The following is a 20,717-nucleotide window of genomic DNA, read 5'->3' as shown; positions in this document are numbered from 1 at the left end:
GGAAACCGACCGTCAGCTGGTGCGCGCGGCGTCCGTCTGCGAGCCGGCGCTGCCGAGTGCGCGCAGCGCGAAGTACCCGGCCGACACCAGCACCGCCCACACCACGCCGACGACCAGCGCCGTGCGCCCGCTGTCGGTGAACAGCAGCAGCACGACCACCACGCCGAGGAACGCCAGCGCGAGCACGGTGGTGTAGGGCGCGGCGGGCAGCCGGTAGTCGCTCGCGGGCAGCTCGCCCCGGGCGACCTTGGCGCGGTAGACCAGGTGGCAGACCAGGATGACGCCCCAGACGAAGATAATGCCGATGGTCGACACCGAGGTGATGTAGGCGAAGGCCTTGTCCGGGGAAACGATGTTGACGATCACGCCGATCACCATCGCCGCCGCCGACACGGTGATCCCGACGTAGGGCACCGCGTTCGGGCTCAGTGCGCTCAGCCGAGCGGGCGCCTCGCCGCGCAGCGACAAGGTGCGCAGCATGCGGCCGGTCGAGTAGATCCCCGAGTTGCACGACGACAGTGCCGCGGTGAGCAGAACGAAGTTGACGATACCCGCCGCGCCGGGGATGCCGATCAGTTCGAAGACCGCCACGAACGGGCTCCTGCCCGCGTGGAAGTCGCGCCAGCTGGACACCGACATGATCACCAGGAGCGCGCCGACATAGAACAGCCCGATCCGGAAGGGCAGCGTGTTGATCGCCGTGCGCAGGGTCTTGCGGGGCTCGCGCGCCTCACCGGCGGTGACGCCGACCAACTCCACCCCGACATAGGCGAACAGCACGATCTGCAACACCAGCAGAGACTGACCGATGCCGTTGGGGAACACCCCTCCGTCGGCCCACAGATTGGTGACGGTGGGATTCGGCGCGTGCCCGAACCCGAACAGGAGCACGCCGATGCCGAGCAGGATCATGCCGACGATCGCGGTCACCTTGATGGTGGAGAACCAGAACTCGCCCTCGCCGAACAGCCGCACCGAGATCAGGTTGGCGCCGAACATCACCGCGAGCACGACCAGGGCGGTGACCCACGGCGCGATGTCGAACCAGTACTCCACGTACTTGCCCGCCACGGTGATCTCCGCCATGCAGGTGGCCACCCAGACCGCCCAGTACGACCAGCCGGTCACGAAACCGGCGAAGCGGCCGAGGAACTCGTGCGCGTACTCGGCGAAACTGCCGGAGATCGGCCGGTAGGTCAGCAGTTCGCCGAGCGCCCGCATGATCACGAAGATGGCCAGGCCCGCCGCCAGGTACGCCAGGATCAAGGCGGGCCCCGCCTGCTCGATCGCGCCGCCGGCGCCGTAGAACAGACCGGTGCCGATCGCGCCGCCGATGGCGATCATCTGAATGGTGCGCGGGCTCAGACCCCGGGCATAGCCTTCCGAGTCGCCGCTGTCCACCGGAACCGACGGTTGCGTGCCGTGGAGGTGACGGTCGGAGGCTGTCATGCTGCGGTCCTTCCCTCGCTGGGCAGCGATGTGACGATCCGGTGCGCCGAACCCAGGACGGCGGATCATCGCGTGTCCGCCCTGGAATCATCTGGCCACGCTACCGCTGCGTCCGCCTGCGCGTCGTCTCCGGGCCGACTCGCCGCGGACGGTGGGCACTTACCGGGCGAGCGTCCGGCATGCCCTCATCGGATTCCCGACGATGGGTTCCCACCATGATCGAACCGGCGTCCCGGCGCACGCGACCGTGGCGCTACGCGCTGCGCACCGCCGTCGTTCCAATGCCTGAACGCGACGGCCCGCGACTTCGCCCAGATCGGGCAGGTCGTCCTTGACGGCGGCCGCGTGGGCGACGCGCAGATCGTGCCGCCGGCGTGGATCGAACGCATCCGCACCCCCGTTCACCAGGTGGGCGACTGGCCCTACGGCGCACAGTGGTGGCACCCGACCGGTGGGGACGGCGCCGATCTCACCGCCGTCGGTGTTTACGGCCAGTACGTCTACCCCGACCCGCCCGGCCGCACCGTCATCGTCATCGTCATCGTCATCGTCGAGCTCGGCGACCACGGCACCACCCGGGACGAGCAGGAGACCATCGAGGTGTTCCGCGCGATCGCGCGCGGCTGAGCCGACCGGCGAAATACACCGGGGACCGGGGACGTTGGCAGTGGAGATCGCCACTGTGGAGGAGACCCGATGATCGACGTCCCGCTGTCCGTACTGGATCTGGCGCCGGTGCAGTCCGGCCGCACCGTCGGCGAGGGGCTCGACGCGACCACCGAGTTGGCCAGGCGCACCGAGGCTTTGGGCTACCACCGCTTCTGGGTCGCCGAACACCACAACATGCCCGGTATCGCCAGCTCGGCGCCGAGCGTGCTGCTGGCTCACCTGGCCGCCGCCACCTCGACCATCCGGCTCGGCTCCGGCGGGGTGATGCTGCCCAACCACGCACCGCTCGTGGTCGCCGAGCAGTTCGGCACCCTGCACGCGCTGCATCCGGGGCGGATCGACCTGGGCATCGGACGCGCGCCGGGTACCGATCAGGCGACCGCCCGCGCGCTGCGACGGACCGCGGACGGACTGTCGGCGGAGTCGTTCCCCCAGGAACTGGCCGCGCTGCTGGGCTACTTCCGCGGGTCCGATCCCGGCGGCATCGCAGCGACGCCGGGACGCGGCGAGGAACCAGAGATCTGGCTGCTCGGCTCGAGCGGCTACAGCGCCCAGGTCGCAGCTCTGCTCGGAATCCCGTTCGCGTTCGCACACCACATCAGCCCGGACAACACCGAGCCCGCGCTCGCGCTCTACCGCGAGCACTTCCGGCCATCGCAGCGCCTGGAACGTCCGTACGCGATGGTGGCGGTCGCCGCGATCTGCGCGGACACCGACGAGCGTGCCGAACTCCTCGCCGGTCCGCGCGACCTGGCCTTCCTGAACCTGGTGCGCGGCACGCCGCGGGCGCTGGCCACGCCGGAGGAAGCGGCCGCGTTCCAGCCGTCGGAGCAGGAGCGCGCGTTCATCCGGCAGCGCCGGGCCGGGCAGTTGCTCGGCTCCCCGGAGACGGTGCGTGGCGGGCTCGAGGATCTGCTGCGGCGCACCGAGGCCGACGAGCTGATGATCAACACGCTGGTCTACGACATCGACGATCGCGCCCGGTCGTTCGAGCTGCTCACCGAGAAGGTCGCGGCCTGAGCGGGTCAGTGCAAGCGGAAGCCGTGGTTGGCCAGCGATTCGCGCAGCCGATGCCTGCCGTTGAGCGCCGCCGCCGAGGCCAGCCGAGCCAGTACGCGTTCGGTCCAGGAGTGCGAAAGCTGTTGCTCGGCATAGAATTCCGCGATCCGAGTCTCGTATTCGGCCACGTGCGCTCGCTGCGCGTCCAGATCGTAGGTCTCGTGGTGCAAGACGGCGTCCTGCGGCAGGCGCGGCTTCACCCGCGCGTCCCCGGCGGGATCGGGATGACCGACCACCACACCGAAGACGGCGAAGACCTGCGGCGGCAGCCCCAGCTCGACGGCGACTTCTTCCGGCTTGTTGCGCAGTGCGCCGATGTAGACAGTGCCGAGCCCCAGCGATTCCGCCGCCACCACCGCGTTCTGTGCCGCGAGTGCGGCGTCGATGAATCCGACATAGCTCGATTCGAGGTAGTCCGCGCCCTCCAGCGGCGCGCCCCGATCCTCGGCGAGCTGGCGCAGGCGTGCGAAATCGGCCGTCCAGACCAGCAACAGCGGCGCCTGCACGATGTGAGACTGGTCGCCGGCCAACGCGGCCAGGCGCGCCTTGCGCTGCGGGTCACGCACCGCGATGACGCTCCAGACCTGCAGATTCGACGAGGTCGGCGCGGACTGCGCGGCGGAGATCAGCAGCCGGAGGGTGGCGTCGGACACCGGGTCGGGCAGGTAGCGGCGCACCGAGCGATGCTCGTGCAGGATCTGCAATACCTGGTTCCACTGCGCGGGTTCGACCGGTCGCGGGTCGCGGTAGCGCTGCTGCACGGCATGGGTCGGGGTCGGCACGAACTGCGTCATGGGCATCATCCTTTCGCCCAGGGGGCGCGCCGTCAGCGGTTGCCCGCAGCCTGAGCGGAACACGGGTAGGGTGAGTAAGGTAATCCTAATTATTCATATCGGAGGTTCTCTTGGCACGTCCCCGCACCACGCTGACGGTGCAGCGCACCGAATGGCTTACCCCGCATCTGATCCGGGTACATCTCGGCGGGCCCGGCTTCGCCGCGTTCCGCCCCGGCGAGTTCACCGACTCCTATGTGAAGTTCATCTTCCCGCAGGACGGGAACGAAGTGCTGCGTACCTACACCGTCCGGTCCGTCGATTCCGTGGCCGGGGAGATCGCGGTCGATTTCGTCTTCCACGGTGCGGAGGGCATCGCGGGACCGTGGGCTGCCGCGGTCCGGCCCGGCGAGACCATCGACTGCTACGGCCCTGGCGGCGCCTACGCCCCCCGCCCGGATGCCGACTGGCATCTGCTGGCCGGTGACGAGGCGGCGCTGCCCGCCATCGCGGCAGCGCTCGAGGCTCTGCCCGGCGAGGCGACCGGGCTGGCGTTCGTCGAAGTCGCTGGTCCGGACGACGAACTGCCGTTGAAGAAGCCGGACGGCATCGAGCTGATCTGGCTGCACCGCGGCGTGCGGGCACCGGGCGAGGTGCTCGCCGAGACCGTCCGCCGCGCGCCGTGGACGCCGGGGCAGGTCCAGGTGTTCATCCACGGCGAGGCCGAGGCGGTCATGAAGGATCTGCGCCGCTACATCCGCAAGGATCGCGGCGTTTCCGCCGAGTGGGCGGCGTCGATCTCCGGGTATTGGCGCCGCGGCCGCACCGAGGAAGGCTTCCGGGAATGGAAGGCCGAACTGCGGGCGGTCGAGGGGGCCGACGGCTGAGCCTGCGGACCGCGAGTCGAGAAGCGCGGTCAGGTGTCGGCACACGGCGGCCGCCCGGGACGATCCCGGGCGGCCGCACCTGGTCACCGGCGCCGCTACTGTCGCGGCGCGCGCAACGCCTCCTCCACGAACTGCGTGGTGTAGGTCGCGGACAGGTCGATGCGATCGCGCACGGGCCGCACGTTCTTCGAGTACCTGCCGAGGATGTCCAGCACGTTCTGCGCGCCTTCGGGTTTCATCAGTCCGTCGCCGTTGAACATGCCGATGGAGTCGCGGATCGATTGGACGTAGAGGTCCTTGCCCGCGCTCGCATACTGCGGCGGCATCTTCTCGGCGATCTCCTCGGGCGTGTGCGTCCGGATCCACTGCAGCGTCTGCACGAACGCGGCGGCGAGCTTACGCACGATGTCCGGATGGGCCTCGATCGTCGCGCAGCTCATGTACAGCGACGTCGCCGGATACAGCCCGCCCAGAGCGGCTCTGGTGCCCGCCTCGGTACGCAGGTCGACGAGGATTCGCGCGTCGCCGGAGTTCACCATCTGCGCCACGGTGGGGTCGGTGGTCATGCCCGCGTCGATGCCGCCGTGGTTCATCCCCGCGATGAACGTCTGTCCCGCACCGACTTTCACCCGGGTGTAGTCGGCCGTGCCCATGCCGACCTGGCCGGTGAGCGCCTGGGTGAGGAAGTCGGTGGAGGAGCCGAGCGAGGTCACGCCCAGCTTCTTGCCGCGCAGGTCGGCGACCGAGGTGAGGTCCGCGTCCGCCTTCGACAGCAGCTCGACCTCACCCGGCACGTCCGACATCTGCACCACCGAACGGATGCACTGGTCCTTGGCCTGCAGATCGATCGTGTGGTCGTAGAACCCGACCACACCCTGCACGTCGCCGGTGAGCAACGCGGTCTCGGCGGTGGCTCCGGACTGCTCGCCGAGCAGCTTCACGTCGATGTCGTTGCGCTCGAAGAAGCCGAGTTGCCGCGTGAGCACGGCGGGCAGGTAGATCACCTTCTCCAGCCCGCCCACCATGATGGTGATCTGGGGGCGGCCGCCTGCCATCGGAATGGTGCGGGAGTCCCGGCATCCGGTGGCCATCAGCAGTGCCGCGATCACGACGGCGACGAGGGCCAACTGTATGCGATGCCTCATGCTCAGATCCCGTGGTTCGAGGTCGACTGCGAGGGCCGCCATTTCAGCAACCGATTCTCCGCCATGCCGATCCCCCACTCGGCGATCAGCGCGGCCACAGTGACGATGATCATGCCCGCGTAGATACCCGCCGAGTCGAACGTGCCCTGCGCGTTGCTGATCAGCAGGCCCAGCCCCTTACTCGCGCCGGCGTATTCGCCCACCACCGCGCCGATCAGTGCGAAACCGAAGGCGGTGTGCAGGCTGGACAGGATCCAGGTGGTCGCGCTCGGCAGCACGATCGACACCAGCACTTGCCTGCGGCCGGCGCCGAGGATGCGGGCATTGTCGATCACGTTGCCGTCCACCTCCCGAGCACCGGTGAACGCGTTGAAGAACACCGCGAAGAACACCAGCACCACCACGGTCGCGACCTTCGAACTCAGCCCCAGACCGAACCAGATGATGAACAACGACGCCAGCACGATGCGCGGAACGGCGTTGAGCGCCTTGATGAACGGCGCGAGTACCTCGGCCCAGTACCGGCTGCGGCCGAGCAGCACACCCAGCACGACGCCGGCCACCGTACCGATCACGAAGCCCAGTACAGCCTCCTGCACGGTGGTGTAGATCTGCAACCAGATCGAGCCGAATTGCGTTCCCTCGGTGAACCATTCGACCAACCGCGCCCAGATCAGCGACGGCTTGGAGTAGAAGAAGGGGTCGATCCACACCGTGGCGGTGAGCTCCCATGCGCCCAGCCACAGCGCCACCAGCGCGACGCGCAGGCCCCAGGTGCGGATCCGGGCGCGGCGCGCGGTGGTGCGGACCCTGGCCAGGATCTGCTCCTCGGTCTCGTTCGCCACGGCGGGCGCGTCGGCGGCGTCGGCTACCAGCACATCATGCGACACGGGAGGCTCCCTTCGCCCGGGCCGCCTCGACCTGATCGCGCAGCGTCTGCCAGATCTCCTTGTAGATGTCGCGGAACTCGGCCGTCAGCCGCACGTCCTCGACACTGCGCGGCCGCGCCAAGCCGACGGTGAAGTCCCCGCAGACGGTGGCCGGGCTCGCGGTCATCACGACCACCCGGTCGGCGAGCACGATCGCCTCCTCCAGATCGTGGGTGACGAAGATGACCGCCGCGTTGGTGCCCGCCCAGACCCGCAGCAACTCGTCCTGCATGAGCTGGCGGGTCTGCACATCCAGTGCGCTGAACGGCTCGTCCATGAGCAGGATTTCCGGCTCGTTGACCAGCGTCTGCGCCAGCGCCACGCGCTTGCGCATGCCGCCGGACAGCTGGTGCGGATAGTAGCTCTCGAACCCGGCCAGACCGACCTTGCGAACCCAGCCCGACGCCTTCGCGCGCGCCTCGGCCTTCGACGCGCCGCGCAGGCGCGGACCGAGCGCGACGTTGTCCAGCACGCTCTTCCACGGCAGCACCGCGTCCTGCTGGAACATGTAGCCGATGCCGTCCGGGATGCCGTCTACGTCCTTGCCGCGCACCAGCGTCCGTCCGGCCGAAGCCGGCTCCAGCCCGGAGACCAGCGACAACGTGGTGGACTTGCCGCATCCGGTCGGGCCGACGACGGCGAGGAATTCGCCGGGGCGCACGGCGAGGTTCAAATTGCGCACGGCGGTGTGGATGCCACCGCCGGTGCCGGGGAAACGCTTGGTCGCGTTCCGCAGCTCGATGAGGGATTGCGTCATTGCTTCCTACTCCTGCGAGATCGGGTAGGGCGAAGGTACGTGTCTCCGGTCACACGGCGGAGCTTGTGCGCACAACCGCCACAAACGCGGGATATGCGGGTTTTGCGCATTCTGCTCATGCGGCGTACGCGATGGTCTGCGCCTATGCTGCGGCCATGGCCACTGAGGGCGCGCGGGCCGTGCGGTTGCGGACCCAGGTTCTGCTGTCGCAGATCTTGGTGGTCGCGCTGACGCTCGGGGTCGCGTTCGTGGTGTTCGGCTACCTCAGTGATCAGCGGCTGCGCGACGCCTACGGCCAGCGCGCGCTGGCCGTCGCGCGCACCGTCGCCGCCGACCCGGTGGTGCGCGGCGAGGTGGCCGGGTATGCGCCGGGCGCGGTCGATCCCGGCGCGCGTGCGGAACTGGCCACCGGTCCGCTGGAGCGGCTCGCGGTGGACGCGACCCAGCGCAACGATGCGCTGTTCGTCGTGATCACCGACGACGCGGGCATCCGCCTGGCGCATCCGGACGCCGGGCGGCTCGCCGAGCACGTCAGCACCGATCCGTCCGAGGCGCTCGCGGGCCGTGAGTCGATCACCGAGGAACGCGGCACGCTCGGCGACTCCGTGCGCGCGAAGGTTCCCGTCATCGCTCCCGGTTCCGATCGTGTGGTCGGGGCGGTCAGCGTCGGCATCGCCACCGACGCGGTGCACGAGCAACTGCTCGGCGATCTGCGCACCGCGGGCGGGCTGGTCGCGGTGGCGCTCGCGATCGGCATCGCCGGATCGGTCCTGCTCGCCCGCCGGTGGCGCGGGCTGACGCTCGGGCTGGAGCCGGACGAGCTGGCGGAGTTGGTCCGCGGCCAGGCCGCGGTGCTGCACGGCATCGGCGGGGGCGTGCTCGCCGTCGACGCGGAGTGGCGCACGACCTTCGTCAGCGACGAGGCGCGCAGGCTGCTCGGCATCGCACCCGATATCGGGTGCCCGGTCGACGAGATCGGGCTCACCCCGCGGGTGCTGGAGGTCTTCGGCGACCTCGATCAGCAGCCCACCTCGGCGACGGTCGGCGCGAACGTCCTCATAGTCTCGGCGCGCCGGGTCAGCCGGGACGGACGCGATCTCGGCGCGGTGCTCACGGTGCGCGACCGCACCGACGTGGAATCGCTGACCAGGCAGCTGGACGCGGTGCAGTCGATGAGCACGGTGCTGCGCGCGCAACGCCACGAGTTCTCCAACAAGATGCACCTGATCAGCGGGCTGCTGCACAGCGGGCACGTCGAGGAAGCGGCGCGGTCGGCCGACGAACTGATCGGCGCGGGTCCACTCGGTCCGGCGACGCCGGGCATCGATGCCATCCACGACACGTACCTGCAGGCCTTCCTGGCCGCCAAGGCCGCGCATGCCAGGGAGAACGGGGTCGAACTCGTGCTCGGGCCCAACACCTGGGTCGAGGGCGATCTCGCCGATCCGGTGGACGTGACCACCGTGCTCGGCAATCTGCTGGACAACGCCATGGAGGCCGTGCGGGCCCCGGACCGGCCGGTACGCCAGGTGGAAGTCGAACTGGTGCAGGAGGGTTCGACACTGCACATCACCGTCGCCGACAGCGGTGACGGTGTCGCGCCCGATCTGGTGGACACGCTCTTCACCGAAGGGATCTCGACCCGCGACGACCGTGGCGTCCCCGGTGGGCGCGGGGTCGGACTCGCCTTGATCCGCCAGATCGCCCGCGCCCATGGCGGCGACGTGCGCCTGTCGAGTCCCCGCGGTGGCGAGCCGCCGCTCACCGGTGCGGAGTTCATCGCACGCGTGCCCGGGGTGCTCGTGGAAAGCGAGGTGTCATGGCCCCGCCGTCTCTGACCGTTCTTGTCGTCGACGACGACTTCCGCGTGGCGCACCTGCATGCCGGGATCGTGCAGGCCATCCCGGGTTTCACGGTGGCGGGAACCGCCAATACCCTCGCCGCCGCGCGGGAACTCGTCGCGGCGCAGCCGATCGACCTGGCGCTGGTGGACGTCTACTTACCGGACGGATCCGGCATCGACTTCGTCCGTGCGCTGCGCTGCGACGCCATGGTGCTCACCGCGTCGACGGAGAGCGAGTCCGTCCGCGCCGCCGTCGCGGCGGGTGCGGTGTCCTACCTCGTCAAGCCCTTCCCCCATACCGAACTCGCCGCCCGGCTCGCCGCCTACGCCCGCTACCGGCGCATTCTCGCCGTGCCGCAGGTCGACAACGCCCGGGTCGCCGCCGCGCTGCACGCGCTGCGTCCCTCGGTCACCGCGAGCCCGTCGGCAACCGCCCCGTCCCCTACCAAAGACGCTGTCCTGCGAGCGATTCTCGACGCGAGTGCACCCCTGTCCGCAGGCGAGGTCGCGAGCGCCATCGGTATCTCCCGGGCCACCGCCCAGCGCTATCTCGCCGCGCTCGTGGCCGGTGGCGCGGCGCGCATGAGTCTGCGCTACGGCAGCACCGGGCGGCCCGAGCAGGAGTACTTCGCCGCGCCTCCGCACTGAGCCGACGCGTGTCGCTCAGGCTGTTGTCGGCACGTTCGCAGCACCGCTGCCTGCTGTGATCGGGCGATGCGCCGCCCGCTGACCAGCGCGTACCAGCCGGCACCGAACGCGGTCGGCGGCGCGGTAGCGTCGGGGGCATGAGCATCCTCGAGGTCGCCGTCGTCGGCTACGGCTTGGCGGGGTCGGTCTTTCACGCCCCGCTGATCGCCGCGCAGCCCCGGATGCGGGTCGCGGCGGTAGTCACGTCCTCGGAGCAACGTGCCGACCAGGCGCGCGCCGAACACCCCGGTGTGCGTGTGGTGGCGCACGCCGAGGAATTGTTCGCCAACGCGGACGGCATCGATCTGGCCGTGATCGCGACACCGAATCGCACGCACGCGCCGCTGGCCCGGCAGGCGCTGGCGTCCGGGCTGCCGGTGGTGGTCGACAAGCCGTTCGCGGTCACGGTGGACGACGCCGAGGATCTCGTCCGGCGTGCGGAGCGGTCCGGCCTGGCGCTGTCCGTCTTCCAGAACCGGCGTTGGGACGGCGACTTCCGGACGGTGCGCGAATGCGTCGAGACCGGAAAACTGGGCCGGGTACGACGTTTCGAGTCCCGGTTCGAACGGTGGCGTCCGGTGCCGAAGGGCGGTTGGCGGGAGGTCGGCACCGACGAGGACGGCGCGGGCATTCTGCTCGACCTCGGCAGCCACCTAGTGGACCAAGCTGTGACCCTGTTCGGCCCGGTGGCGTCGGTGTACTGCGAGCTGGACCAGCGGCGCGACGGGATCAGCACCGACGACGACGCGTTCGTCGCGCTCACCCACAGCGGCGGAGTCCGTTCCCACCTCTGGATGAGCGCGGTCGCCCCGCAACTCGGACCGCGTTTCCGGGTGCTCGGGTCGAAAGCCGGGTATGTCACCTACGGGCTGGACCCGCAGGAGGACGCACTCCGATCCGGTCGCCGACCGGCAGACGATTCCCGCTGGGGCACGGTCGATCCCGACCGCTGGGGCGTGCTGGGCTCGGAACCGGACTTCACCCCCGTGCCGACCGCGCCCGGCGCGTATCCTCAGTTCTACTCCGGCATGGCCGCCGCGCTGCTCGACGGCGCACCGGTGCCCGTCGACCCGTACGACGCCGTCACCACGCTGCGCCTGTTGACGAGAGCCCGCAAATCGGCGGCCCGAGGGGTGACCGTCACGGCCTGACCGGCGCCGGCCACCTCGCTGCGACTCGATCACGTCGGTCCCCAGGATCCGGGCGGTGCGGCGAAGAGCGGACGCGAATGTGTGCAACGGTTTTCGCGGTGCCGCCGGCGCGGGTTCGGTCGGACTGCGACCGGGCAAAGTCGCGCAGGTCTCGCCATCCAGCTGGTGCCCGTCGCGATCGGCAGGGTGGTGCACCGGCGGCTCCCGGACGGGTCGCGGCGGATGCGCGCCACGGTCACGATCCGGTCCATTGCGGTCCTCGCGCCGGTGATCGCGGGGAACGTATGGCCCGAGCGCGGCAGTCCGCGGGCGGTTAAGGTGCGGCGGTGGACAGAGCGGAATTCCTCGAGCGCGGCGCTTCCGTCGCCGATCGTCTGACGACGACGCAAGCGCAACCGCCGTGGTGGCTGGTGGTGGCGGCCGCGGTGGCGGCGCTCGTGCTGGTGGGCTACGCCCCCATCTGGCGGTTGACCCGCAATATCGTCACCATCGCGCACGAAGGCGGGCACGCCCTGGTCGCCCTGCTGACCGGCCGCAAGCTCAACAGCATCCGACTGCATTCGGACACCTCGGGGCTCACCGTGTCGAGCGGCAAACCCTACGGCCTCGGCATGATCCTCACCACCATGGCGGGTTACCCGGCACCGCCACTGCTCGGTCTCGGCTTCGCCGCGCTACTGGGCGCGAGCCGGATCACGCTGATGCTCTGGACCGCCATCGTGCTGCTCGCCGCGCTCCTGATCAAGATCAGGAATGTCTACGGCGCCAGCACCGTGCTCGGCGTCGGAGCGATGGTGTTCGTGGTCTCCTGGTTCGGCACCGATACGCTGCAAGCGGGTTTCGCGTATCTGGGCGCCTGGTTCCTCCTGTTCGCCGGAGCGCGTCCGGTGCTGGAGCTACAACGAAGCCGTTCCCGACAGCAACGTGCCCGCTATCACGAGGTCGACTCCGACGCCGATCAACTCGCCCGGCTCACCCGGCTACCCGGCCTGCTGTGGGTTTTCGTGTTCGGCACGATCGCCGTGGGTTCGCTGGTGCTCGGCGCGTGGCTGCTCGTCTCCGCCATCGCCGAAATCTGCCTGCCGGGCGCGCCCTCCGGGTCCTGCTTCGCGGCTCGCTGACCGGGCGCGGCGCGGTAGGCGTACCTCCGCCTTCGCTGCGGCCATGCGCGGACTGAGGACGGACTGCGTCCGGCTGCGCCCGTTATGCGTACCTCCGCCTTCGCTGCGGCCATGCGCGAGGCTGAAGACGGACTGCGTCCGACCGCACCCATCAGGCGTACCTCCGCCTTCGCTGCGGCCATGCGCGAGGCTGAAGACGGACTGCGTCCGGCTGCGCCCATGATGCGTACCTCCGCCTTCGCTCCCGACCGCACCCATTAGGCTTCGATCCCGCCGTGTGCCAACGCCTTACCTCTTGCGGCGGCGGCGCATCGCCGACGCGTACCCGCTTCGGCCGACCCCAGTTCGCGATTCACGAATTCCGGAGCCAGCATGGCGAACATTCCCGCGTGCAACTCGAAATGGTTTGCACAGCAGTCATTTTCGACCCTCACCCTGCTCGTCACCGTACTACTCGTCACCATCGCAGTACGGCCCGCGACCGCTGTGGCAGCGGCCGATCCGGCCTGCGGCACACCGTTGACACCGGCCGAGAAAGCCGTGATCGCCGAGTTGTCCGACACCGGAGCACAGTCCGGCTCGGCGCTGTGGCAGCTGGAGCAGGCCATCGACCGGCACCGACGGATCACGGAAATACTGGTCCGCCACCGCGACCCGCGCGGAGTGTTCGCCCTCGGGCTCGACACGGTCGAACAGGCCGCCGTCCTGCCACTCCAGCGCGATCCCGCGTCGTTCGACGACCCGGAATGGGCGCACCGGATCAGTCTCGAGCTGCTGTCGCGTTTTCTGCGCGCGCTGCACGCGGAATTCACCGGCGCACCCGCCGAACCGCAGTGGGCGCACTATTTCGATCTGACCCGCCGCTGCGAGTTGTCACCCGCGCGGGTGGCGATGGCCGGGTACGACGCACATCTGACCGTCGACCTGTCCTATTCCGTCGCGGCGGTCGGCAGCACCCCGGCCAACGCTCGCGATTATTTCCGCATCGTCGACTCGATCGCCCAGCAGGGCGCGCTGATCATCGAGGAGACCAAGGCGGTCTACGGCGGTGACCTCGGGCCGCTGTGGCGCTTCTACTTCGTCGGCGAGGGCTTGGACTCGGTGCTCGGCCAGGGCGCGGCAACCGGCCCGTTGCTGCGGCTGGCCGACGCGGGCGCCAACGTCGTCATCTTCGGGAACGGACTCGCCCTGCGAGATCCGGCCGCGGCGCCTGCCGTGACCGCCGAAATAGACGCTCTGTGGCGGGGTTTGGATCTCGGTTTCGAGACACTGTCCGGCCTCGGTGGCCTCTGAACGAGGCAGAGCTCACCGCTTCAGCGCCGCCACGGCTTCCCGGATCACGTCCTCGGGCGGGAGTGTCGCGTCGAGGGTGCTGCCGTGCTCGTCGGCCTCGAGCCGCTCCAGAGTGGCCAGCTGCGAATCCAGCAGGCTCGGTGGCATGAAGTGCCCGCGACGTCCGGCCACCCGGCGCTCGAGTTCCTCCCGCGGCACGTCCAGATGCAGGAAGAACGCATCGGGAGCGGACGCGCGCAGCCGGTCGCGATAGTCCCGTTTCAGGGCGGAACAGCTCACGACGGCTCCGTGTGCGGATCGCTCGGCCATCCAGGCGGCGACGGCGTCGAGCCAAGGGGCCCGGTCGGCATCGTCCAGCGGCATCCCCGCCGCCATCTTCGTCGTGTTCGCGGGCGGGTGGAAATCGTCGCCTTCGGCGTACTCGACCCCCAGCTCATCGGCCAAGCGGACACCGACCGTCGTCTTTCCCGAACCCGACACCCCCATCACGACCAGCACCGGTACCTCGTGCACTCGAACCCTTCTTCCTTCCGGGGGCCGATCTCCCGTGCGCGGACTTGTCCTCGGCGACACTTGTACCGCCCGATCGCTCCGCCCCCTGACCACGCTCCCCGATCCACCGCCACACCGGGCCGATCGCGTTCAGCCGGTCCGGGGCTCGAGCCCACAGCCGCGAGCGCCCGATTCGCCCTGCGGCCGACCCGTTAGGGTCATCGATATGGAACTACGCATTTTCACCGAGCCGCAGCAGGGTGCGAGCTACACTACCCTGCTCACCGTTGCCAAGGCCGCCGAGGACTTGGGTTTCGACGCGTTCTTCCGCTCCGATCACTACCTGAGCATGGGCGGCGGCGACGGGCTGCCCGGCCCCACCGACGCCTGGATCACGCTGGCCGGCCTGGCCAGGGAGACCAAGCGGATCCGCCTCGGCACGCTCGTGACCGCTGCGACCTTCCGACTGCCGGGCCCGCTGGCGATCCAGGTGGCGCAGGTCGACCAGATGTCCGGCGGCCGAGTCGAATTCGGCCTGGGCGGCGGCTGGTTCGCCGAGGAGCACGCCGCGTACGGCATCCCGTTCCCCGCCGACAAATTCTCCCGGCTCGAGGAACAACTGGCCGTCATCACCGGACTCTGGGCGACCAAACCCGGCGACACCTTCAGCTACGACGGCAAGCATTACCAGCTCACCAACTCTCCTGCCCTGCCCAAACCGGTGCAGGACCCGATCCCGGTGGTAATCGGCGGGCACGGCGCCACCCGCACCCCGCGGCTGGCCGCGCAGTACGCCGGCGAGTTCAACATGCCGTTCGCCTCGATCGAGGACACCACACGCCAGTTCGACCGGGTGCGCGCCGCCGCGGAGTCATACGGCCGCGCCGCCGACGACCTGGTCTACTCCACGGCATTGGTGGCCTGTGTGGGCGCGAACGACGCCGAGGTGGCGCGCCGAGCCGAGGCGATCGGCCGCGAGGTGGACGAGCTGAAGTCCAGCGGCTTGGCCGGTTCACCCGCCGAGGTGGTGGACAAGATCGGCCGGTACGCCGAGATCGGCGCCAGCCGCATCTACTTGCAAGTGCTGGATCTGACCGATCTCGAGCATCTGGAGCTGATCTCCGCGCAGGTGCAGTCGCAGTTGTCGTGACGCTCAGTCGAGCGGACGGTTGGTCGGCACCACGACGAAGCTCGGCGCCGACGGATCCAGCGCGAGGTGCTGCGGCTTCAGCTCGGTGTTGTTGAGCATCGGCCGGAAGGCCAGCGCCTTCGGCGAATTGCCCGCGAAGACGTCGATCCGCAGCCGGTGGCCGGGTTGCAGCACCGCCTGGGTGGGAATCACCGCGATGTCGAGCGCCACCGGCTCACCGGGAACCACCGGCCGCACACTGTCCAAGGTGATCGGGTTGAACGGTTCGGTCAGGTCGCCGGTCGGTGTGCGGCGGCTCTTCTGCTCGTCGACGTCGCGCAGTGAGGCGGTCAGCTGTCCGGTGGACAGTACCTTCGAGGTCCCGTCCGGCGCGACGTCGTTCATGGTGACGCTCCAGTAGCCGTCGCCGGCGTCGTGCACTGTGTTCAGGTGCACGTTCACCGGCCCCGAGATGACGGTGGGCTCGGTCATCGGCGCGCTGGTGAAGGTCAGCGCGTTGCGCTCGGCTATGCGCGAGTCCTTCGCGCACACATCCACCACCGCGGCCATCCCGGCCGAGCCCTGCGCGGTGTCGCGGGAACACGCCGAGGCGATGCCGGGCGCCACCGTCAGCGTCTGGCGTTCGGCGGGGGCGGTCATCGTCAACGTTCCGTCGTGGACGGCCTTCCCCGCGGTGCCGCTCGGCTCGGCCGACAGATACACGCGGCGATGGTTGAGGTCTTTCTGCGGGAACTGGCCGAGGGAGATCCAGCCGCCGCCCTGCTCCCACACGGTGATCGGCCCGAAATCGCCCAAGCCGTGATCGATGTCCTTCAACCACTTGTCGAACCACACGCGCTGCAACACGTCCAGCCGTGGCGGCGCACCCGGAACACCGGTTCCCGCACCGGGATTCGCGTGATAGGTGTCGCCGACGACCAACTGTTTCCGGCCCGCGGGGAGCGGAATCGCGTTGTACAGCTTGGTCGCGCTGTTGGCGAAGATGTCGTGCCAGCCGCCGTAGACGAAGGTGGGCACCGTGATGTGCTCCGGATGGCCCTCGATGCCGCGCCGGAAATAGCTGTTCTCGTCCAGCGCGTCGGCCAGCGCGGGCGGCACATGGTCGAGCGAGGGCGTGAGCAGCGCCTGGGCCAGCAGATCCACGTTGCTGGCCGGATCGGACATCCGTTCCTGGAGCCACCCCCAGTCGAAGGTGCCGGTCAACATCGACCGCACGTCGGGAATCAGCTTCAGCTGGTTGACCGTGCTGAGCCACATCGGAAGGAACGTCGTCCCCACGCCGCCACCCGGTGCGACGACGTCGCGCATGAGGTCGCTGCCCGGTTCCACCGGGAAGATCGCCTGCAAGGGCGCGGGGGCGTTCTCGGCGGCGCGCAGCTGATTGATGCCCGAATAGGAGCCGCCGCTCATCCCGACCCGGCCGTTCGACCACGGTTGGGCCGCCGCCCACTCGATCACCTCGCGGGTGTCGAGCTGTTCGCGCTCGCCGAGGGTGTCCCACGATCCCTGGGAGAAGCCGGTACCGCGCACGTCGGCGATGACCTGGGTGTATCCGGAGCGGATCAGATCGCGATCCAGACCGAGCACCGTCTGCACGGTGCCGCCGTCGACCGCGTGCAGCAGATCGCCGAAACCACTGACCGGTGTGCGGGACAGATTCACACGGTTGACCAGCCGCACGGTCAACGGCTGCAAGCCGGGCACCGCGAGCGCCGTGTCGATCAGGTTGGTCATGAGCTTGGTGTACGGCGTGAGGTTCACGATGGTCGGCAGCGGCTGCCGCTCCACCTCGCCGCCCGGCCGCACCGGCCGGTAGACGTTGGCCTTCAACACGACACCGTCGCTCATCCGGATCGGCACATCCCAGTCGATGTGCACGTCGGCATACGGCTGAGGACCGTCGTGCAACGCGGTCCACCCCACATTGTGGGCGTCGACCGATGGTTCCGCGGCCGCCGGCACGGACAGCAAACCCACGGTCGCCAGCACCGCGACCATGGCCACCATCCGGATCGCCCTGTTCGTCGTTCGTCTCACGCCACGCCCCGCTGCCATCTCGCTCCCTCGACCGGTGTGCGGACCGACCATCCATCGCCCAATTGCGCGACAACGTAGCAATCGGCCGGCGAATAACGCGGGAGGTGCGGTCGGGTCGGTTTGTCGCGGGCGAACAGACGGTGAACGCCGCGCCGCCGCGTGCGCCGCGGCTTAGGGTGGAACGCATGACGCCGCTGCAACGCTACATCGCGGAGGAGATCGCGTCCGATCACGCCGACGGCCTGCTCGCTCGGCGGGAGGCGCTGCGCAGGCTGGGGCTGCTCGGGCTCGGCGCCACGGCCGCCGCCACTCTGCTGGCCGCCTGCGCGAAGTCCGATACCGGGATCACCGACTACTCGCCCTCGCCCCCGACACCCCCGTCGCCCCCGACGCCACCGGGTTCGGCCACCGCTCTCGCGACCAGCGCCGTCACTTTCGCCGGTCCCGGCGGGACACTGCACGCCGCGTGGGCGGAGGCGCCGCAGCCGCGGGGCGGGGTGCTGGTGGTCCACGAGAACAAAGGCCTCACCGACCACATCCGTTCGGTGGCAGGGCGATTCGCGGGCGCCGGATACTGCGCGCTCGCGGTCGACCTGCTGTCCGCACGGGGCGGCACCGCGACGTTCACCGATCCGGCCGAGGCGACCGCCGAGCTGAGCCGGATCCCGCAGGACCAGCTCGTCGCCGACTTGCGCGCGGGGTTGGACGAACTTCAGCGCCGGGTAGCGGGAAAGAAGCTCGGCGCCACCGGTTTCTGTTTCGGCGGTGGGCTGACCTGGTTGCTGCTGGCCTCCGGCCCGTCGCGATTGGCCGCGGCGACACCGTTCTACGGACCGTTCCCGGACAACGGCGATCTGTCCGCGTCGAAAGCCGCGGTGCTCGGGGTCTACGCGGCGGCCGACGCCCGCGTGAACGCCTCCCGGCCCGCCGCGGAAGCGGCACTGGCCCGCTCGGGCAACCCGCATCAGATCTTCACCGCCCCCGACGCGGACCACGCCTTCTTCAACGACACCGGTCAGCGGTACAACGCCACGGCCGCCACCGAGGCGTGGCGCCGCGTACTGGACTGGTACGGAACGTATCTCGGCTGATGCGGACCGGATCGGGCCGTTCGCGCGGCGTCCGGAGCCCTTTCCGGGACCCGGATTCCGGCCTGCGGTCGCGATGCGTTCGCCGTCCGCACGCTCGCGAGAGCAGGCGCGCGGTGCCGAGACTGCCCCATGCGTGCACCGCGCTCGCCGCACTCCTGCTCGCGGCGGCGCTGCCGGCATGCGCGGACCAGACCTCGACCGGGCCGGCCGGCACGCCTCCGGCGGCAGCCACCGCCGCGCCGAGCAATCCCGCCGGGCGCCCCGACCTCGATGCCGCCGAGGAAGTCGCCGTGGACCTCGACGTGCCGTGGGGGCTGGCCTTCCTGCCCGACGGGGCGGCGCTGGTCGCCGAGCGGGACTCCGGACGGGTACTGCGCATCGGCGCCGGCGGTGCGCCGGAACAGGTGTACCAGGTGCCGGGCGTCGCCGCTCGCGGCGAAGGCGGGCTGCTGGGGCTCGCCGTCGCGCCCGATTACGCCGAAAGCCGGTACGTCTACGCCTATTTCACCGCCGCGACGGACAACCGGATCGTCCGGTTCCGGCTCGACGGCCCACCTGAGGTTCTGGTCGACGGGATCGCGAAGGCCGGCAATCACAACGGCGGGCGAATCGCGTTCGGGCCGGACGGCATGCTCTACGCCGGAACCGGCGACGCCGGGCAATCCGGACGATCGCAGGATCCGGCGAGCCGCAACGGGAAGATCCTCCGCGTCACTCCCGACGGCCGCCCCGCTCCGGGAAATCCGTATCCCGGCTCACTGGTCTACAGCCTCGGCCACCGCAACGTGCAGGGTCTGGCCTGGGACCGCGACGGGCGACTGTTCGCGGCGGAATTCGGGCAAGACCGGTTCGACGAGATCAATCTGATCGAGCCCGGCCACAACTACGGCTGGCCCGATGTCGAGGGATCGGGCGGCGCCGCCCGCGGTTTCACCGATCCGCTGCTGACCTGGACCACCGCGGAAGCCTCACCGTCGGGGATCGCGATCACCGGCGACACCTTGTACGTCGCCGCGCTGCGCGGCCGTCGGCTGTGGACCGTGCCGCTCGTGGACGGCCACACAGGTGAACCCCGTGCCGAACTGCGTGACCGGTACGGCCGGCTGCGCACCGTGGCGGTCGCACCGGATGGAGCGTTGTGGCTCACCACCTCCAACACCGACGGCCGTGGCGAACCCGTCAGCGGTGACGACCGCGTCCTTCGTTTCCCGGCCCGCTGAGCCGCACCGCCCGCAGCCTGTTGTGGCGAGCGACACCGCTATTTCTATTGTGCACAATTGAATTGCTCCCTACATTATTACTCATGACCGATCACCTCACCCTCGGCGAGCAAGCCTGCTTCCCGCTCTACGCGGCGTCCCGGGCGATGACCGCGGTCTACCGCCCGAGGCTGGAGCAGCTCGGGCTCACCTACCCGCAGTACCTGGTGATGCTCGCGCTGTGGGAACGCGACGAACGCAGTGTCGGCGACGTCTGCCATGCGCTCGATCTGGATTCCGGCACGCTCTCCCCGCTGCTCAAGCGGCTGGAGGCGGCGGGCCTGATCGAGCGGCGGCGGTCGGCGGCCGACGAACGCCGCGTCGACATCCGGCTCACCGACCGCGGACGCGCATTGCGCACCGAAGCGGCCGACATCCCGGCCCAGATGGCCGAGGCCAGCGGCCTGTCCATGGACGACATCGCCGCCTTGCGCGACATTCTGCGCCGACTGACCCATTCGCTGAAGTCTCAGCTGAACGAAGGAGAGTAGACATGCCGATCCTCTACACCGCGGAGGCCCTGGCCAGCGGCGACGGACGTAACGGCCGCGCCAGCACCACCGACGGCAAGCTCGACCTGAATCTGTCGATTCCCAAGGAAATGGGCGGCGACGGCGAGGGCACCAACCCCGAGCAGTTGTTCGCGGCCGGCTACGCCGCGTGCTTCCACTCGGCGCTGCGCCTGGTCGGCAAGCAGGTCGGAGCGAACGTCGACGACTCCGCGGTCGGCGCCAAGGTCGGAATCGGGCCGAACGACGCGGGCGGCTTCGGCCTCGCGGTTACCCTGGAGATATCGCTGCCCCACCTGTCCAGGCAGGACGCGCAAGCGCTCGCAGACAAAGCACACCAGGTCTGCCCGTATTCCAACGCGACCCGCGGCAACATCGACGTCCAGGTCCTCGTCGCCGACGACTGATCGAGAAGG

General features: G+C 69.6%; 20 protein-coding genes. 13 read left to right on the top strand and 7 right to left on the bottom strand.

The window, feature by feature from the left end; translation table 11 throughout:
• Nucleotides 1-12 precede the first annotated feature (12 nt).
• Complete coding sequence (locus ACT89H_RS05070; RefSeq protein ID WP_445107271.1) at nucleotides 13-1,449, bottom strand: amino acid permease; 1,437 nt, start codon at nucleotides 1,447-1,449, stop codon at nucleotides 13-15.
• Nucleotides 1,450-1,794: 345 nt separating this feature from the next.
• On the opposite strand from ACT89H_RS05070, the gene ACT89H_RS05065 reads away from it, so the two are divergent.
• Entirely contained in the window at nucleotides 1,795-2,076 is a 282-nt protein-coding gene (locus tag ACT89H_RS05065; protein WP_445107270.1) for a hypothetical protein, read from the top strand.
• A gap of 69 nt (nucleotides 2,077-2,145) precedes the next feature.
• Entirely contained in the window at nucleotides 2,146-3,138 is a 993-nt protein-coding gene (locus ACT89H_RS05060) for an LLM class flavin-dependent oxidoreductase (RefSeq protein WP_445107269.1), read from the top strand.
• A gap of 5 nt (nucleotides 3,139-3,143) precedes the next feature.
• Here the strand turns inward: ACT89H_RS05060 and ACT89H_RS05055 are convergent, their stop codons facing one another.
• On the bottom strand, nucleotides 3,144-3,971 hold the full coding sequence (locus ACT89H_RS05055) for an NADPH-dependent oxidoreductase (protein ID WP_445107268.1): 828 nt from the start codon (nucleotides 3,969-3,971) through the stop codon (nucleotides 3,144-3,146).
• A 110-nt stretch (nucleotides 3,972-4,081) separates the two neighbouring features.
• Between ACT89H_RS05055 and ACT89H_RS05050 the strand changes: the two genes are divergently transcribed.
• Nucleotides 4,082-4,837: a siderophore-interacting protein gene (locus ACT89H_RS05050; RefSeq protein WP_445107267.1), complete on the top strand. Its 756-nt coding sequence runs from the start codon at nucleotides 4,082-4,084 to the stop codon at nucleotides 4,835-4,837.
• 95 nt (nucleotides 4,838-4,932) lie between these two features.
• On the opposite strand, the gene ACT89H_RS05045 is transcribed toward ACT89H_RS05050, so the two are convergent.
• Genes ACT89H_RS05045 through ACT89H_RS05035 form a run of 3 tightly spaced genes read right to left on the bottom strand, consistent with a single transcriptional unit; the run spans nucleotide 4,933 to nucleotide 7,668 of the window.
• On the bottom strand, nucleotides 4,933-5,982 hold the full coding sequence (locus tag ACT89H_RS05045) for an ABC transporter substrate-binding protein (RefSeq protein ID WP_445107266.1): 1,050 nt from the start codon (nucleotides 5,980-5,982) through the stop codon (nucleotides 4,933-4,935).
• 2 nt (nucleotides 5,983-5,984) lie between these two features.
• Nucleotides 5,985-6,872 (bottom strand): ABC transporter permease, encoded by an 888-nt coding sequence (locus tag ACT89H_RS05040; protein WP_445107265.1) that lies wholly within the window; start codon nucleotides 6,870-6,872, stop codon nucleotides 5,985-5,987.
• Complete coding sequence (locus tag ACT89H_RS05035) at nucleotides 6,862-7,668, bottom strand: ABC transporter ATP-binding protein (protein WP_445107264.1); 807 nt, start codon at nucleotides 7,666-7,668, stop codon at nucleotides 6,862-6,864. Before ACT89H_RS05035 ends, ACT89H_RS05040 begins: the two co-directional genes overlap by 11 nt.
• A 155-nt stretch (nucleotides 7,669-7,823) precedes the next feature.
• Between ACT89H_RS05035 and ACT89H_RS05030 the strand changes: the two genes are divergently transcribed.
• The 5 genes from ACT89H_RS05030 to ACT89H_RS05010 all read left to right on the top strand — a co-directional run bounded on the left by ACT89H_RS05030 (nucleotide 7,824) and on the right by ACT89H_RS05010 (nucleotide 13,763).
• Nucleotides 7,824-9,506, top strand: a complete 1,683-nt coding sequence (locus ACT89H_RS05030; protein WP_445107263.1) for an ATP-binding protein — start codon at nucleotides 7,824-7,826, stop codon at nucleotides 9,504-9,506.
• The gene (locus ACT89H_RS05025; protein WP_445107262.1) at nucleotides 9,488-10,159 is read left to right on the top strand and encodes a response regulator transcription factor; all 672 of its coding nucleotides are present in this window, start codon (nucleotides 9,488-9,490) and stop codon (nucleotides 10,157-10,159) included. Before ACT89H_RS05030 ends, ACT89H_RS05025 begins: the two co-directional genes overlap by 19 nt.
• A 137-nt stretch (nucleotides 10,160-10,296) precedes the next feature.
• Nucleotides 10,297-11,349: a Gfo/Idh/MocA family protein gene (locus ACT89H_RS05020; protein WP_445107261.1), complete on the top strand. Its 1,053-nt coding sequence runs from the start codon at nucleotides 10,297-10,299 to the stop codon at nucleotides 11,347-11,349.
• A gap of 326 nt (nucleotides 11,350-11,675) precedes the next feature.
• Nucleotides 11,676-12,470 (top strand): M50 family metallopeptidase, encoded by a 795-nt coding sequence (locus tag ACT89H_RS05015; RefSeq protein ID WP_445107260.1) that lies wholly within the window; start codon nucleotides 11,676-11,678, stop codon nucleotides 12,468-12,470.
• 372 nt (nucleotides 12,471-12,842) lie between these two features.
• The gene (locus tag ACT89H_RS05010; protein ID WP_445107259.1) at nucleotides 12,843-13,763 is read left to right on the top strand and encodes a DUF5995 family protein; all 921 of its coding nucleotides are present in this window, start codon (nucleotides 12,843-12,845) and stop codon (nucleotides 13,761-13,763) included.
• Between the two features lie 12 nt (nucleotides 13,764-13,775).
• Here the strand turns inward: ACT89H_RS05010 and ACT89H_RS05005 are convergent, their stop codons facing one another.
• Complete coding sequence (locus ACT89H_RS05005; protein ID WP_445107360.1) at nucleotides 13,776-14,249, bottom strand: gluconokinase; 474 nt, start codon at nucleotides 14,247-14,249, stop codon at nucleotides 13,776-13,778.
• Nucleotides 14,250-14,481: 232 nt separating this feature from the next.
• Between ACT89H_RS05005 and ACT89H_RS05000 the strand changes: the two genes are divergently transcribed.
• A complete protein-coding gene (locus ACT89H_RS05000; protein ID WP_445107258.1) occupies nucleotides 14,482-15,405 on the top strand; it encodes an LLM class F420-dependent oxidoreductase in 924 nt (307 codons plus the stop codon).
• A gap of 3 nt (nucleotides 15,406-15,408) precedes the next feature.
• Here ACT89H_RS05000 and ACT89H_RS04995 read toward each other — a convergent pair whose 3' ends face one another.
• Nucleotides 15,409-17,412: a CocE/NonD family hydrolase gene (locus tag ACT89H_RS04995; protein WP_445107359.1), complete on the bottom strand. Its 2,004-nt coding sequence runs from the start codon at nucleotides 17,410-17,412 to the stop codon at nucleotides 15,409-15,411.
• 215 nt (nucleotides 17,413-17,627) lie between these two features.
• Between ACT89H_RS04995 and ACT89H_RS04990 the strand changes: the two genes are divergently transcribed.
• The 4 genes from ACT89H_RS04990 to ACT89H_RS04975 all read left to right on the top strand — a co-directional run bounded on the left by ACT89H_RS04990 (nucleotide 17,628) and on the right by ACT89H_RS04975 (nucleotide 20,708).
• Entirely contained in the window at nucleotides 17,628-18,533 is a 906-nt protein-coding gene (locus ACT89H_RS04990; RefSeq protein WP_445107257.1) for a dienelactone hydrolase family protein, read from the top strand.
• Nucleotides 18,534-18,646: 113 nt separating this feature from the next.
• Nucleotides 18,647-19,753, top strand: coding sequence for a PQQ-dependent sugar dehydrogenase (locus tag ACT89H_RS04985; RefSeq protein WP_445107256.1), 1,107 nt, complete (start codon nucleotides 18,647-18,649; stop codon nucleotides 19,751-19,753).
• A gap of 83 nt (nucleotides 19,754-19,836) precedes the next feature.
• A complete protein-coding gene (locus ACT89H_RS04980; RefSeq protein ID WP_445107255.1) occupies nucleotides 19,837-20,283 on the top strand; it encodes a MarR family winged helix-turn-helix transcriptional regulator in 447 nt (148 codons plus the stop codon).
• 2 nt (nucleotides 20,284-20,285) lie between these two features.
• Nucleotides 20,286-20,708: an organic hydroperoxide resistance protein gene (locus tag ACT89H_RS04975; protein WP_445107254.1), complete on the top strand. Its 423-nt coding sequence runs from the start codon at nucleotides 20,286-20,288 to the stop codon at nucleotides 20,706-20,708.
• The last annotated feature ends 9 nt before the right edge of the window (nucleotides 20,709-20,717 follow it).

The sequence above is a fragment of the Nocardia aegles genome (assembly GCF_052545135.1).
This window is presented reverse-complemented; position numbering and strand designations above follow the sequence as displayed.

What these genes read in the sequence shown, in the direction of transcription:
- ACT89H_RS05020 (WP_445107261.1), top strand. Translation starts at nt 10,297, where the DNA reads ATGAGCATCCTCGAGGTCGCCGTCGTCGGCTACGGCTTGGCGGGGTCG.
- ACT89H_RS05070 (WP_445107271.1), bottom strand. Translation starts at nt 1,449, where the DNA reads ATGACAGCCTCCGACCGTCACCTCCACGGCACGCAACCGTCGGTTCCG.
- ACT89H_RS04990 (WP_445107257.1), top strand. Translation starts at nt 17,628, where the DNA reads ATGACGCCGCTGCAACGCTACATCGCGGAGGAGATCGCGTCCGATCAC.
- ACT89H_RS04995 (WP_445107359.1), bottom strand. Translation starts at nt 17,412, where the DNA reads ATGGTGGCCATGGTCGCGGTGCTGGCGACCGTGGGTTTGCTGTCCGTG.
- ACT89H_RS05030 (WP_445107263.1), top strand. Translation starts at nt 7,824, where the DNA reads ATGGCCACTGAGGGCGCGCGGGCCGTGCGGTTGCGGACCCAGGTTCTG.
- ACT89H_RS05035 (WP_445107264.1), bottom strand. Translation starts at nt 7,668, where the DNA reads ATGACGCAATCCCTCATCGAGCTGCGGAACGCGACCAAGCGTTTCCCC.
- ACT89H_RS04975 (WP_445107254.1), top strand. Translation starts at nt 20,286, where the DNA reads ATGCCGATCCTCTACACCGCGGAGGCCCTGGCCAGCGGCGACGGACGT.
- ACT89H_RS04980 (WP_445107255.1), top strand. Translation starts at nt 19,837, where the DNA reads ATGACCGATCACCTCACCCTCGGCGAGCAAGCCTGCTTCCCGCTCTAC.
- ACT89H_RS05055 (WP_445107268.1), bottom strand. Translation starts at nt 3,971, where the DNA reads ATGACGCAGTTCGTGCCGACCCCGACCCATGCCGTGCAGCAGCGCTAC.
- ACT89H_RS05005 (WP_445107360.1), bottom strand. Translation starts at nt 14,249, where the DNA reads ATGGGGGTGTCGGGTTCGGGAAAGACGACGGTCGGTGTCCGCTTGGCC.
- ACT89H_RS05045 (WP_445107266.1), bottom strand. Translation starts at nt 5,982, where the DNA reads ATGAGGCATCGCATACAGTTGGCCCTCGTCGCCGTCGTGATCGCGGCA.
- ACT89H_RS05010 (WP_445107259.1), top strand. Translation starts at nt 12,843, where the DNA reads ATGGCGAACATTCCCGCGTGCAACTCGAAATGGTTTGCACAGCAGTCA.
- ACT89H_RS05060 (WP_445107269.1), top strand. Translation starts at nt 2,146, where the DNA reads ATGATCGACGTCCCGCTGTCCGTACTGGATCTGGCGCCGGTGCAGTCC.
- ACT89H_RS05000 (WP_445107258.1), top strand. Translation starts at nt 14,482, where the DNA reads ATGGAACTACGCATTTTCACCGAGCCGCAGCAGGGTGCGAGCTACACT.
- ACT89H_RS05025 (WP_445107262.1), top strand. Translation starts at nt 9,488, where the DNA reads ATGGCCCCGCCGTCTCTGACCGTTCTTGTCGTCGACGACGACTTCCGC.